General features: G+C 68.0%; 14 protein-coding genes and 2 tRNA genes. 8 read left to right on the top strand and 8 right to left on the bottom strand.

Translation table 11 applies throughout. The features are described from left to right. The first annotated feature begins 78 nt into the window (after nucleotides 1–78). The 3 genes from C1706_RS02605 to C1706_RS02595 all read left to right on the top strand — a co-directional run bounded on the left by C1706_RS02605 (nucleotide 79) and on the right by C1706_RS02595 (nucleotide 1,576). Nucleotides 79–924, top strand: a complete 846-nt coding sequence (locus C1706_RS02605) for a sigma-70 family RNA polymerase sigma factor (RefSeq protein ID WP_129457619.1) — start codon at nucleotides 79–81, stop codon at nucleotides 922–924. 29 nt (nucleotides 925–953) lie between these two features. Beyond that, nucleotides 954–1,463, top strand: coding sequence for a hypothetical protein (locus C1706_RS02600; protein WP_129457618.1), 510 nt, complete (start codon nucleotides 954–956; stop codon nucleotides 1,461–1,463). A gap of 37 nt (nucleotides 1,464–1,500) precedes the next feature. Then, nucleotides 1,501–1,576, top strand: a tRNA-Asn gene (locus C1706_RS02595). Nucleotides 1,577–1,632: 56 nt separating this feature from the next. On the opposite strand, the gene C1706_RS02590 is transcribed toward C1706_RS02595, so the two are convergent. Further along, nucleotides 1,633–1,974 carry a UBP-type zinc finger domain-containing protein gene (locus tag C1706_RS02590; RefSeq protein ID WP_129457617.1) on the bottom strand — a complete coding sequence of 114 codons (342 nt, stop codon included), beginning with the start codon at nucleotides 1,972–1,974 and terminating at the stop codon, nucleotides 1,633–1,635. A 65-nt stretch (nucleotides 1,975–2,039) separates the two neighbouring features. Continuing rightward, nucleotides 2,040–2,942: a DUF2510 domain-containing protein gene (locus tag C1706_RS02585; RefSeq protein WP_164987391.1), complete on the bottom strand. Its 903-nt coding sequence runs from the start codon at nucleotides 2,940–2,942 to the stop codon at nucleotides 2,040–2,042. Between the two features lie 294 nt (nucleotides 2,943–3,236). On the opposite strand from C1706_RS02585, the gene C1706_RS02580 reads away from it, so the two are divergent. From C1706_RS02580 to C1706_RS02570, 3 genes are read left to right on the top strand one after another with little or no spacing between them, the layout of a single operon-like run. Further along, nucleotides 3,237–4,091 carry a MetQ/NlpA family ABC transporter substrate-binding protein gene (locus C1706_RS02580; protein WP_129457615.1) on the top strand — a complete coding sequence of 285 codons (855 nt, stop codon included), beginning with the start codon at nucleotides 3,237–3,239 and terminating at the stop codon, nucleotides 4,089–4,091. A 7-nt stretch (nucleotides 4,092–4,098) separates the two neighbouring features. Next, entirely contained in the window at nucleotides 4,099–5,082 is a 984-nt protein-coding gene (locus C1706_RS02575) for a methionine ABC transporter ATP-binding protein (RefSeq protein ID WP_129457614.1), read from the top strand. Beyond that, nucleotides 5,079–5,753: a methionine ABC transporter permease gene (locus tag C1706_RS02570; RefSeq protein ID WP_206660932.1), complete on the top strand. Its 675-nt coding sequence runs from the start codon at nucleotides 5,079–5,081 to the stop codon at nucleotides 5,751–5,753. Before C1706_RS02575 ends, C1706_RS02570 begins: the two co-directional genes overlap by 4 nt. Before the next feature lie 15 nt (nucleotides 5,754–5,768). Here C1706_RS02570 and C1706_RS02565 read toward each other — a convergent pair whose 3' ends face one another. After that, complete coding sequence (locus tag C1706_RS02565; RefSeq protein ID WP_129457613.1) at nucleotides 5,769–6,467, bottom strand: ABC transporter ATP-binding protein; 699 nt, start codon at nucleotides 6,465–6,467, stop codon at nucleotides 5,769–5,771. Then, complete coding sequence (locus C1706_RS02560) at nucleotides 6,464–7,555, bottom strand: ABC transporter permease (RefSeq protein ID WP_129457612.1); 1,092 nt, start codon at nucleotides 7,553–7,555, stop codon at nucleotides 6,464–6,466. Before C1706_RS02560 ends, C1706_RS02565 begins: the two co-directional genes overlap by 4 nt. Nucleotides 7,556–7,558: 3 nt before the next feature. On the opposite strand from C1706_RS02560, the gene C1706_RS02555 reads away from it, so the two are divergent. Then, complete coding sequence (locus C1706_RS02555; RefSeq protein ID WP_241653379.1) at nucleotides 7,559–8,899, top strand: sensor histidine kinase; 1,341 nt, start codon at nucleotides 7,559–7,561, stop codon at nucleotides 8,897–8,899. Beyond that, nucleotides 8,896–9,516, top strand: coding sequence for a response regulator (locus C1706_RS02550; RefSeq protein WP_129457611.1), 621 nt, complete (start codon nucleotides 8,896–8,898; stop codon nucleotides 9,514–9,516). The genes C1706_RS02555 and C1706_RS02550 overlap by 4 nt, the downstream gene beginning before the upstream one ends. 7 nt (nucleotides 9,517–9,523) lie before the next feature. On the opposite strand, the gene C1706_RS02545 is transcribed toward C1706_RS02550, so the two are convergent. The 4 genes from C1706_RS02545 to C1706_RS02530 all read right to left on the bottom strand — a co-directional run bounded on the left by C1706_RS02545 (nucleotide 9,524) and on the right by C1706_RS02530 (nucleotide 12,925). Beyond that, a tRNA-Ile gene (locus C1706_RS02545) sits at nucleotides 9,524–9,597 on the bottom strand. Between the two features lie 163 nt (nucleotides 9,598–9,760). Next, nucleotides 9,761–10,933 (bottom strand): ROK family transcriptional regulator, encoded by a 1,173-nt coding sequence (locus tag C1706_RS02540; protein WP_129457610.1) that lies wholly within the window; start codon nucleotides 10,931–10,933, stop codon nucleotides 9,761–9,763. A gap of 4 nt (nucleotides 10,934–10,937) precedes the next feature. Beyond that, entirely contained in the window at nucleotides 10,938–12,146 is a 1,209-nt protein-coding gene (locus C1706_RS02535) for a galactokinase family protein (protein ID WP_129457609.1), read from the bottom strand. After that, a complete protein-coding gene (locus C1706_RS02530; protein ID WP_348981019.1) occupies nucleotides 12,143–12,925 on the bottom strand; it encodes a sugar phosphate nucleotidyltransferase in 783 nt (260 codons plus the stop codon). The genes C1706_RS02535 and C1706_RS02530 overlap by 4 nt, the downstream gene beginning before the upstream one ends. Between the last annotated feature and the right edge of the window lie 21 nt (nucleotides 12,926–12,946).

Here is a 12,946-nt window from a genome sequence, read left to right as displayed (position 1 = left end):
TCGGTGTTGTCCAGGTGCGGACTGGGGAAAGCGGGTTCAGGGGTCCTCCCGGGCTTTGTGCGCGACCAGGCTGCCGCTATGACGACATCGCAACCTGGTGCCACGACCACGGTGGCCAAGCAGACCATGCTGAGCAGGCAGGAAGAAGCCGACCTCGCTCGGCGTAGTGAAGCAGGATTGGCGGCCGAGGCCGCGCTCGCCGGGGCGATCACGGCGCCCGTAGACGCCACGGTGGGGGAGTTGGTGCGGGTGGCCGAGCAGGGCAGGCAGGCTTTCTTCGACCTTGTGGAGCGCAACCTGGCGCTGGTCGGATTCGTGGTCGCGCCCATCGCTCGCGCTACCGGCCTCGACCGCGAAGAACTCATCCAGGAGGGCCGTGTGGGGTTAGTGGAGGCGGCGCAACGGTTCGATCCTTCGCGGGGCTCGTTCGCCAGTTGCGCGATCCCGTGGATCAGGATGCGGGCCTGGGACGAGGCGGTGACGGCGCATGGCTCGTTGGGTATCCCTCCTCGGCGTGCCCGGCAATGGCGGCGTGCGGTCGCTATGCGTGATGCCTTGGCCGGTGACTTGGCCCGTGCGCCCAAAGTCGAGGAGGTGGCGGCGCAGGTGGGCGAGTCGGTGACGGTGGTCCGCTCTTTGCTCGGGTTTCGGCCCGCCTGCCGTCTCACGCCCGAGCATGAGTGCGCGGTGCCCGCCGCGGCTCCTGACGATGCAGATGCCCCGGATGTCTCTGCGATGCTGGCAGGGCTGTCGCCCCTGCATCGGCGGATCCTGATCCTGCGTCATGGGCTTGCGGGCACCCCGGCACATTCCACCTCAGAGATCGCTGCGGTGTTGCGGTGTAGCGCCTCCACCGTGCGGCGCTACGAGCAGGCCGCCCTGGAGGCCGTGCGGGGCGTGAGCGCGATTGCCCACGCGGCTTAGGCGATTCCGGGTCAGGCACAATGGACGCTGTGAAGCTGTTCTCCCGTAAAGGCAAGGTTCCCGACGCGCTTGCTGCCACCGTCAGCCAGCATGTGGGCGGTGCTGTGCGGATCCTGGCCTGGGCCGCGACCAGTGACGGTTATCTGGTCGCCCTCCCCGACCGCATGCTCGTCGCTGGCGGCGAGGGGGAGTGCGAGGAGGTGGGCTGGCACGACATCCTCCACGGCGGGTATACCGACCAAGGAAACCTGCGCTGGGAGCGCATGTCGACCGGTGAGGTGAGCGAGGAACATCTCACCGACCCGCAGAGCTTCCCCGAGGCGTTCCGCGAGCGCGTGGAGTCCACGTTCTTGCTCCAGCAGGTCGTGACGCCCTTCCCCGGGCGGCACGTCACGATCACCGCGCGCCGAAACTTGATGGATCCCCAGCAGCGAGTCATGTGGACCGCCCACCCAGCCAGGGGAACCCGGATGGACGACGAGACGTTGGCCTTCGCGGAAACCGAGTTGGCACGTCTACGGGCCGAGTATGCGTTCTAGCTGAGGGTTTGCTAGAGTTTCTTCTCGCGTCGAGCGATCCCCTGTAGCTCAATTGGCAGAGCATCTGACTGTTAATCAGAGGGTTACTGGTTCGAGTCCAGTCGGGGGAGCCACGCAGAAGGCCAGGCCCATGAGGGCCTGGCCTTCTGACTGTCACGATGGTGTCTGCTCAGCCGTGGAGCAGGCTCGTCCAGTTCGGCGGGACGCGACCAGCAGGGCCGGGCGCAGGCTGGTCGGCGGGGCGGCTGTCGGGGGCTGCGAGCACTGGCCCCTCATACATGGCATCGCGCGGGTAGTGGTAGAACCAGTCTTCGCCCGGTTCGAAACTCTGGATGAACGGGTGTCCGGTGGCTCGGTAGTGGGCGGTCGCGTGCTGCGACGGCGAACTGTCGCAGCAGCCGACGTGACCGCATTGTGCGCACCGGCGCAGGTGGAACCACCACCCACCCTCGCGCAGGCATTCCTCGCAGCCAGTGCCGCTAGGGGGAACAGTGGGATCAATGCCATCCATGAAGGCTCCTTCGTGATCGAGAGGTCGGTTCCTCGGCGAGGGTCTCATGCCCGACGCCTCCCCGACTAGGAGCGCGCCGCAAGCGTCCGGAGCGCTGCCTCAGTGGTGCGCATGCCTTCACCGTCGTCGGTTTCGGCGAGGCCCACGATGACGCTCATCGAATCGCCCCCGGTGGCGACGGCGGTCAACGTGACCTGGAACGTCGGCTCTTGTCCGCCACCCGTGGTAGCCACGAGATGGCAGGCCGGGCGACCCGCGACCGTCACATCGGTCGTTGTCGAGGACAGCGTGCGGAAGGTGCCGATCTCCGACAACGTCTGGTCGAACACGTTGGCGCAGGTGGCATCGAGAGGACTCGTGCCGCCGGAGGCCGCCCTGCCGACCCACAGCTGGGCTGTGCCATCGCCAGCCAGAAGCCGACCCCCCTGGCCGCAGGTCAGCCAGTCGGGTGCGCCATCGCGCGTCCAACGGCCCTCAACCTGCACCGTTACGACCCCATCGGACAGCGTCGCCGCATCAGGACGCACCCCAGCGCACCCGGGTGCGGGAACAGCCGAGGAATCCGAAGCACGGACTCGGGTGGACGCGGAGGGAGACGGGTGGGACGTCGCCGAAGCGGGGGACGACGGCTCCGCGGGTGCTGTGGGAGCCGGGGACGTGGCGACGGGCCTGCCCGAACCGTCCGACATGCCGCGAGGCTGTGCGGCCAGGGGGAGCGGCGTGCCTCGACCGAACGAGGCGTCTGTCGCGGCCGCGAGCCCGGTAATCACCACCACGAGCGCGATCGCGAGAGTCCCGTAGCCCAGCGCGCGAGCCGAACTCCGCGGTGGCTGGGCGTCGGCACCGTTGAGGAGAGCGTCCAAATCGCCCGGAGCGTCACGCACCTCCTGCGTCCACGATTGACCGTCCCACCAGCGGAAACGCCCCGGCGCGCCCGCAGGGTCGGGATACCAGCCTGGTTCGTGCACGTGACCTCCCCTCGTGTGCCTTCCATAGTAGGTCGCGTCCATCGCTGACCCAGTGGTCGCCGGTGGGGGCGAAAATGCCCTAAGGTGCAGGGCATGGGTCACATCATCGCCACGACGCACTGCGTCATGATGATGCCCCAGTGCTGTCGGCGAATGTCGGCCTGACGGCACGGTTCCGGTCGCTCCCCGGGAGGGTCGAGCGATTCTGGACACCTCACACATCTGCCAGCTTTCGCTCGCGGTCCCGTGCTGTCGGCCTTGTCACATGCCCACCACGCATACTGAGGAAAATCCATGTTTCGACGTTTGATCACCACCACGGCAGCCCTTCTCGCGACGGGACTCGTGTTGACCGGCTGCGGTGCGGCCAACTCCGGGAGCACCAGCACCCCCGATACGTCGAAGCCGCTGCGCATCATGGCCGACGTCACGCCCCACTCGCTGCTGCTGAAGGAAGCGCAAAAGGAGGGGCTTCTCGGCGACGTGAAGCTGGACATCACCGAGATCTCCGGTGACATCGACCCCAACCAGCTCGTCGAGAGCGGCGACCTGGACGCCAACTTCTTCCAACACGTCCCCTACTTGACTGACTGGAACGCCAAGCACACGGGCTCTGACCTGGTGGCGTTGTCGCCCGTTCACGTGGAGCCGCTGGGCCTGTACTCCAAGAAGGTGAAGCTGGACACCGTCCCGGACGGGGCTGTCGTCGCGATTCCTGCCGACGCCACCAACCAGGCCCGCGCCCTGTTCCTTCTCGCGCAGGCGGGCCTCATCACTCTCGACGTCAAGCCGGACCAGCCCGGGCTCGACTACAGCCAGATCACCCCGGAGAAGAACGTGACGGGCAACCCGAAGAACCTCTCGTGGCTGAAGATCGATCGTCCGCAGTTGGCCGCGACGCTGTCCGACCCGAAGGTCACCTTGTCGATCATCAATGGGAACTACGCCATCGAAGCGGGCCTCGTGCCGACCACCGACGCGCTGGCGCTGGAGTCGGCCGACAACAACCCGTACGCGAACGTGGTGGCGGTCAAGGCGACGCTGAAGGATGATCCTCGTGTGAAGAAGCTCAACGAGGCACTGACCAGCCCGCAGATCCAGAAGTTCATCACGGACACCTTCAAGGGGTCCGTCCTTCCGGCGAAGTGACGCTGACGTGATCGAGGTCACCTCCCTGACGAAGGTTTACTCCTCCGCTGCCAGCACCGTCACGGCCGTGGACGACGTCTCCCTGCGCATCGATTCCGGCCAGATCTTCGGCATCTTGGGCCGCTCGGGAGCAGGCAAGACCACGCTCATGCGATGCCTCACCGCGCTGGAGAGGCCGACGTCAGGGACGGTGACCATCGGTGAGTTGGAACTCACCTCCTTGTCGGGCGCCGAACTGCGCCGCGTCCGGCACACCATGGGCATGATCTTTCAGCACTTCAACCTGCTCGCGAGCCGCACCGCCGCCGCGAATGTGGCCTTCCCCCTGGAGGTCCAAGGGGTTCCGGCGGCGGAGCGCAAGCAGCGGGTCGCCGAACTGCTCGACCTGGTGGGGCTCAGCGACCGGGCGGGCAACTACCCGGCCCAACTGTCGGGTGGGCAAAAGCAGCGCGTCGGGATCGCCCGTGCGCTGGCCGCTCACCCGCAGGTGTTGTTCTGCGACGAGGCCACCTCCGCGCTGGACCCGGCCACCACCGAACAGATCCTCGACCTCATCGCGGAAATCAACCGCCGCACTGGGGTGACGGTGGTGCTCATCACCCACGAGTCCGAAGTGGTGCGACGGATCTGCTCAGGGGCAGCGTTGATGGAGAACGGCAGGATCGTCGAACAGGGCGCCCTGCTGGAACTGTTGACCGCCCCCCGCAGCCGACTGGCCGACATTCTGCTGCCGGTCGGCGAACCGGCGAACCTGGGGGCCGAGTCGTCGGTGGTCTTGAGCTTTGCGCAGGGGCATGCCCAGGAACCGGTGATCTCCGGGCTGACGCGGCGTTTCGGCGTCGACGTCTCGATTCTGGGCGGTGCCGTGGAACTGATTGCCGGGCGCAAAGTCGGACGCCTGCGCGTCGTCATCTCCCACCCCACAGGGGCGTTCGATCGCGCTGGCGTCGACGCCTACCTGGCTGAGCATGAGGTGAGTGTCCAAGCATGATTCCCTCGACATCATGGCAAGAGGCGTTGCCGGAACTGCTCCGCGCGCTCGGGGAGACCGCCTGGATGGTCGGCTGGTCGTTCCTCATCACGGCGATTCTCGGTATCGCCATCGGCGTCCTGTTGCGCCTGTGGGCCCCCGATGGGCTTGCGCCCAACCGGTTCTTGTACTTCGCGGTCGGCGCGGTGGTCAACATCGCCCGCTCGCTGCCCTTCCTCATCTTGATGATCGCGCTGATCAGCTTCACCCGGCTCATCGTCGGGACGGCCTACGGGCCAACCGCGGCGGTCGTGCCGCTCGCGGTCGGCGCCATTCCGTTCTATGCCCGCGTGGTGGAGGCGGCGTTGCGGGAAGTCGCCTCCGGAAAGCTGGAGGCCGCACAGGTGATGGGCGCCTCCACGTGGGGCATCGTCAGGAAGGTCCTTCTCCCCGAATCCCTCCCCGGACTGGTCTCGGGTGCCACGCTGACGCTGGTCACGCTGATCGGCTACTCCACCATGGCGGGGGTCATCGGCGGGGGTGGCGTGGGTGACTTCGCCATCCGGTACGGCTACCAGCGATTCAACGGGCCGGTCCTGGTGGAGGCCGTCATCGCGCTGATCGTCATCGTCCAGGTCGTGCAGTCGGTCGGTGACTGGATCGTGCGCGGGATGGGTCACCTCCGCGGCTGACCCGCGCGCGGTGGGCTAGCCGATGGAGGCGACCACGCGCCCGTCGACGATCGTGACCAGATCATCAAGGGTGTCGCGGTGAACCAGGTCGTGGGTGACCAGCAACGTGGCCGTGTTGCGTTCGTGCGTGAGGCGCGCAATCAGGCGCATGATCTCTGCGCCACGCTCCTGATCCAGGGCGCTGGTCGGCTCGTCCACCACAAGGACGTCGGGGGAATGCACCAGCCCCCGGGCGATGGCGACGCGCTGACGCTGCCCGCCCGAGAGTTGGTGCGGCCGCTTATGGGCTTGCGTGGACAACCCGACGGCGTCGAGGAGATCGTCGACCCGGCTCTCGATCGTGGTCCGCTCGGCGCGGCTTTGCCGTCCGCCCAGGTGCGCCATCACCAGCAACTGCTCGCGGGCGGTCAGCGCGGGCAGCAGGTTGGACTGCTGGAACACGATGCCGATGCGCTCGCGTCGCAGGGCGGCAGCGTTCGTGCTGGACAAGGCGGCGGCGTCGATGACGTCGGCACCCTCACCGATGAGGACGTGACCTGAATCGGGCCGGATCAAGGTGGCGGCCACGGCGAGCAGGCTGGACTTGCCCGACCCCGAGGGGCCGGTGATGCCGGTGACCTGGCCATCGAGCCCACGCAGGTTGACATGGTCCACAGCCGTGATGCGCTGGTCCCCATCAGGGAAGGTCAAGGTCACATCGCGAAGGTCAATCATCGGTTACTCCCCAAAGCGGTCAACGGGTCAGCATGGGTGACGGTGCGCAGGGCGAAGCCGGCGCCAGCCAGGCCCAAGACAGCCATGACGGCGGCCGGAGCCAGCGTCGTCAAAGGGCTGAGCACGAACGGGAGGGCGCGTCCGGCGAGCGTGCCGAAACCCGCCACGGCGACAAGACCGACGCCGATCCCGACCGTGAGGACGACCAATGCCTGGCCCAGCGCGTCCCGCACCAGGGACGCGGTGGTGGCGCCGAGGGCTTTCAGCACGGCGATGTCGCTGGCGCGCTGCATGGTCCACACAGTGAAGAAGGCGCCCACCACGAGGGCAGAAATGCCGAAGAGCAGGGCGATCATGAGGCCCAGGGAGCCGATCTCGGAACGGAAGGCCTCCAGGGCGGTGAGGCTGGCAAGAGGCGTAGCAGCCTGCGTGTGGGTGGCGGTCGCGACGGCGTCCCAGTCGGGTGTTCCCGACACGGCCATCACGGTGGGGTCGCCGGTGCCGCCGGTGCGCTGACTGGCCGCACTCCAGGCCGTCGGCGTCATCGTCATCACGGGGGTGTGGGAGTACCACAGGTCCGCGCCCACCGATGCGACCGTGTAGTCCTTCCCCACGATGCTGAGCGTGTCGCCCACGCGGGCATCCAGCTTGGCCGCCGCGCCTGCGGACAGTCCCACCTCGTCGTCTCGGGAGGGGGCCAGGGCCAGGACGTCGTTGGGTTCACTCTCCGATGTGGCCGTCGGGACGCCGAACAGCGCCACTCCGGTGAGATCGTCGACCCCGGCCCGGCTGGCTCGTGACTGCGTGATGCCCACAGGCGTCGCCTCCGTGACGCCAGGAGCGGCCTCCCACGTGGCAAGGGCATCACTGGGGAGAGTTGATGTGGCGAAGCTGGGGGAGCCGTCATCGGGCTGCTGCAGGACCAGGCGCGTCCCGGGCAGTGCAAGCACCCCCGAGATGTTCTGGGCCGCCAAACCTCCCGTCAAGCCAGAGAGGAAGCCCACGAGCACTGTGATGAGGGCTACGACGGCGCCGATGAGGACGAAACGTCCCCGGGCGAAGCGCAACTCCCGCCATGCGACGAACACGGTGTGCCTTTCCGATCCCGACCCTTGCGTGACCTGGTGTCCAGCCTGGTCGTCGGGGACGCCGAGGTCATCGCCCAAAGCGTGGCCTTGCCCGTACAACTTTTGATGGATGGAGGGCGGCAGGGTGCCGGTTACTCTGGGAAGGCCATGCCGCATTCGACCTTGACCCCCGTCTTCACGGGCCTGCGTCTTGGCCTGCATGCCCTCTTGCTGGGGCTGGTGTCCTTCGCGGTCGTGCGTGCCTACCTCGCCTCCTCGGCCACCGCGCCGTTCGTCGTGCTGTCTGGCGTCGCTTTCGTGGGCGTCTATTACGCAGGGGCCCGGCTGGGACGCCGCATCGTCGGGTCGGGGATCACGCGTGGCGGGCGACGCCTCGCCTACGCCTGGCTGGGCTTGTTGACGGCGATCTGGGCCGTCCTCGTGTGGCTGAGCCCCGAGGGGGCCTACCTCGTCTTCCCGTTGTTCTTCCTCTATCTACATGTTCTGCCCGGCCGGGGCGGTGTGGGCGCGATCGTGGTGACGACCGGGTTCGCGATCCTCGCCTTGGGGGTGCATTCCGGTTTTAGCGTCGGCGGCGTGGTCGGCCCCCTGATCGGGGCGGGCGTCGCGGTGCTGATCGGTTTGGCCTCCAAAGCGCTGCGGCAGGAAGCGGCCGAACGCGAGGCGCTGCTCGCAGAACTGGTGAGCACCCGCCAGCAACTCGCCGATACCGAACGTGAGCAGGGTGCTTTGGCGGAGCGCGCCCGGATCGCCCGTGAGCTTCACGACACGGTCGCCCAAGGGCTGTCCAGCATCCAAATGCTCCTGCGCGCAGCCGAACGCGACACCCCGGAGCCGGGGGCCGGGTATTTGCGCCTCGCGCGTGAAACGGCGGCCGACAGCCTGGCTGACGCCCGCCAACTCATCGGCGCCCTGCGCCCAAGCCGACTCGACCAGGGGTTAGGGGCGGCGCTGCGCCGCCTAGGGGAGGACCAGGCGCGCCGCACCGGGATACCCGTTGAGGTGACGGCGGGAGACCCTGACCTCCCCATGGACGAACAGATCGCCCTGCTGCGGGTCGCTCAGGGCGCATTGTCCAATGTGGCCCGGCATGCTCATGCCACGCAGGCTTGGGTGGTGCTCCGCGTGGAAGGGGATCGGGTCGCTTTGATGGTCACAGACAACGGCCGAGGGTTTGACGTGGAGCGGGCCGTGGCCGCACCGGAGTCGCCGTCGTTCGGGTTCCACGCCATGCGCGAGCGCGTCCAGCAACTCGACGGGACGCTGAGCGTGGAATCCCAGCCGGATGAGGGAACGACCATCACCGCCGAACTTCCCCTCACCCTGTCAGGGGCGCACGCATGATCAGGATCGTCTTGGCCGATGACCACCCCGTCGTACGGGCGGGGCTGAAGGCCCTGCTCGCGGGGGATCCCGACGTCGACGTGGTGGGTTCGGCCGCGACCCCGGAGGAAGCGGTCGCGTTGGTCCGGCAACTGGCCCCCGATGTCGTGTTGATGGATCTTCAGTTCGGCGGGGAGCGCACAGGTGCCGACGCCACCGCGGAGATCCACACGTTGCGCCAGCGACCCGCCGTGTTGGTGCTCACCAACTACGACACCGACGGCGACATCCTCAGCGCGGTCGAGGCCGGCGCCTGCGGGTATCTCCTCAAGGACGCCCCACCCGATGAACTGGTGGCTGCGATCCGCGCGGCCGCCGTCGGGGAGAGCGCGCTCGCCCCGGCCATCGCAGGGCGACTCTTGGATCGCATGCGCGTCCCCCAGCTAAGCCTCAGCGCACGCGAGGTCGAAGTCCTCACCTGGGTGGCGGCTGGGGCCTCCAACAGCCGGATCGCGCGTGAACTCCGCATCACCGATGCCACCGTGAAATCGCACCTGGTTCACATCTTCACCAAACTCGGTGTGACGTCGCGAACGGCCGCCGTCGCCGCCGGACGTTCGGCGGGTATCGTCCGGTAGCGCGAAGTGGGGCGTGCGGGGCTCGAACCCGCGACCCAGGGATTATGAGTCCCCTGCTCTGACCTGCTGAGCTAACGCCCCGATTGCACAATGCCTAGTCAACGTGCTTCGGCTCCTGCGCGATGTGCCCGCGCAGGCTAACACTATGGCTAACAATCCACGGTGCTCCCCGGTGAGCATAGTGGTCAGTCCGACGACCTGGGCGGCGCCAGGCGCCGAGTGCCGGTGTTGGTGCCCGTGCGCCTCACCCGTGCTCGCGCTGCGCCTTTGATGACGCGAGCGCGTCTTCAAAGGCAGTTCGTGTCAGGGGAGGCAAGGCTCCTGGGTGATCCCACAGCGCGGCGCTCACTCGTTGCTGGGCGAGGAGCAACGCACCCGTCGCGGTGGCGAACTGATCCAACTCGGTGAGCCGTACCGCTGGTGCCACCTGGAGGCGAGAGCCCAACGCCTCCACGAATTCAGGAAGCGCCGATTCCAAGGCGGGGGCCAATGCGCCACCGATCACGACCAACGCGGGGTCGGTCAAGCCTGCAGCGTAGGCGAGTTGCGGGGTGATCTCGGCGAGGAACGCGCGCGCACCCGCCCGAGCGGCAGGATCACCCGCCGCGGCGGCGCGCAAGGCATCCCCCTGGGGATCGCGCCCATCGGCAACGGCCCAGCGATACCCGTTGGTGGCGGGCAACAGCTCATTGAGTGACAACTCTCCTGCGCTGCCGTGGGCACCCAAATGCAGCCGGCCATCCAGCAGCAAGGACAACGACGGGCGGCGTCCCAAGCTCACGAACATGACGTCGCGAGCGTCGCGTGCCGCCCCGCGCATGAACTCGGCCCACAGTGCCGAGCGCGTGTCGTGCGTGGTCCACACCTGCCCGGGCAGCACGTCGGCCAGGGCGTCGGCGGGACGACGACCGACGAGTTGCGGCAACGCCAGCGAACGCGCCAGGCGCCCCTCGGCATCCAGCGCCCCGGAGATGGCCAGGCCCGTCATCCAGACGCGGGAATGATCGACGGGGGAGAGCGCGTCGGCGAGCGCGGCCCGAAGCGCGAATGGGTCGGGGGAAGCAACGGGAGCCTCACCGACGACCTGCGGTTCCCCGAACAAGTCGCTGACGACCACCCGCACCGCATGGCCACCCAGATCGACGCCAAGGATCAAGCCGTCGGGGTGAGCACGCTGGAAGGTGCGGGCAGGACGCCCCATCGCTCCCGCCTGCTCAGGCTCAAGCCCGCACACCCAACCCTTGGCGGTCAGCGTCCCCAAGACGGCGCGGACCGACGCGGGGGTCAGCCCCGTGGCCTCGGCGATGTGCGCCGCACGACGAGGCAGCCCATCGGTGAGGGTGGCGAGGACGGCGCGTTCGTTCCAGATGCGCACCGTGGACGGATCGGCGCTGGCAGGGAGGACGGGCGACCGCATGATGTCACCCTGCCAGGTGCAAGACCCTCTCGTGGACACCGCCACTCGGACGCGTCACCAGAACACTGGAGGAGTCCCGGTGGTGAGGGAAGGCCGAGCGGTAGGTGTCCAGCCACGTCGAGGCGAAGCTCTCGGCGTCGGACGCCCCCACCAACGCCCAGACGCTGCCGCCGTAGCCTGCTCCGAAGGCGGAGGCAGCATGGGCTCCCAGGGCCAACGCGGACGCGTACAGCGACGACGTTTCGGGGATCTGGTTGCCCAGGCCCTCTTCGGCACCTCGCTGCGAGGCGTCCACGTGGGATCGGACTGCGGAGAGATCGTTCGCGGCCAAGGCGTCCGTCGCACGAGGAATGATCACCGTGGATTCAGTGACGAACTGCTCGACGCGTCGGCTCAGCGCCGGAGCATCCAGCAGGAGCTTGCTTAGGTGCGCCTGCGCATCGGCGTCACTGCGCAGCGCTTGCCCGAGGTTGGCGTCGCGTCGCCCCGTCGCGGCGTTCCAGACGTCAACGGCCTCGCGGGCCAGCCTGCTCGCACGGTTATACAACGCGAGTGCCGGCCCGGTCTTCTCCGCCAGGACCCCGCTCATGATCACCACGAAGGCAAGGCTGTCGGGCAACCGAAGGCGACGCTGTTGGGTGGGTACCTGGTCGGCGAAGTCGAAGACGCCGAGTTCACCGTCGCGGGAACAGATCATCGCGGTGTGATCCTCCGAGCCGCCATGCGTCCCCACCCCGGGATGGCCGTCGAGCGGCCCGAAGCCAGAACCGTTCTCGACGCAGGCCAGGTAGGTCGCCAGGGCTTCTGGTGAGGTGAGGGTTTCGCGCCAACGGGGACGCTGCATGAGGCCGTTGTCGTGCGCCAAGGCGAGCGTGGCGGCCACGACGACCGCCGACGAACTGCTCATGCCGCTGGCGAGGGGGAGGGTGGAGTCGAGGGTGATCGTCCCGGGCGTCAGGGGGCCGAAGTTGTGCTCAAGCCGCGCGACCGCGGTCTGCAAGTAGCGTCCCCAATGCCCGGCCGGAAGGGGAGGGTCAGCGTGCACATCGACGGCGTCGGGCATCGCCGTGCTGCGCGCGTGAATCCCCTGGCCGCCCGGGGTGAAGGAGGCCGTCACACCCCGATCCAGCGCCACGACCAGGCAGCGTCCGCCCGCATAGTCGGTGTGTTTGCCCAACACCTCAATGCGTCCCGGGGAGAACCAGGTGCTCACAGGTGCACCTCGCGGCTGGCGAGCGCTGCGGTGACGGCGGCGATATCCCCCCGCTCGGAAAGGTCCAAGACTCCGGCGGCGCTGGGGACGATCGTGAACGGTTCGCCGACGGACAGCGCCGCGGCGACCGCGTCGGTCAGTTCGTACTCGCCTCGCGGGGAGGGTGCGACGGCCGCAGCTTGCTCGAAGATGGTGGGTGTGAACGCATAGCAGTTCATGCTCACCAACGCGCTCGCTCCGAAGCGGGCCAGGGTCGCGTCGTCGGGCTTCTCCACGATGGCCGTGAGCGACGTGCCTTGGCGTTCCAGGAGCGCGAACGCGCGGACGCGCTCGGCCGGAATGTTGCCGTAGCGCACGAGTCCGGCGGGGTCGAAGCCGACCAGCCCGTTGTCGGGGACGCCTCGCAGGGCGGCCATGGCGTCCACCGGGTAGTAGTTGTCGGAGTTGAGGAGCAGAAAACGCCGCCCATCCACAGCATCTTTCGCGGCGAGGACGGCATCGGCCGTGCCACGGGGCTCCTGCTGGACGGCGAAGCGCACGCGGATGCGCCGCGTGGGTAAGGCGTCGTAGTACTCACGCACCTGGGTGTGCTCGGGGCCGATGACGAGGATGACCTCGGTGATCCCTGCGTCGGCGGCCGCCGACATGGCGAAATCCAGAAACGGGCGTCCGACGTCGATCATGCCCTTGACGCCACGCTCGGCCATGGCGCGCTGGGCGTCGCTTAAGTCAACGCCGGCCGCAGCTTTGCGCATCCGGCTGCCCAGCCCGCGGGCCATGATGACAGCGGTGGTGATGTC

This window comes from Propioniciclava flava (genome assembly GCF_004126535.1).
Classification (GTDB): Bacteria; Actinomycetota; Actinomycetes; order Propionibacteriales; family Propionibacteriaceae; genus Propioniciclava; species Propioniciclava flava.
This window is presented reverse-complemented; position numbering and strand designations above follow the sequence as displayed.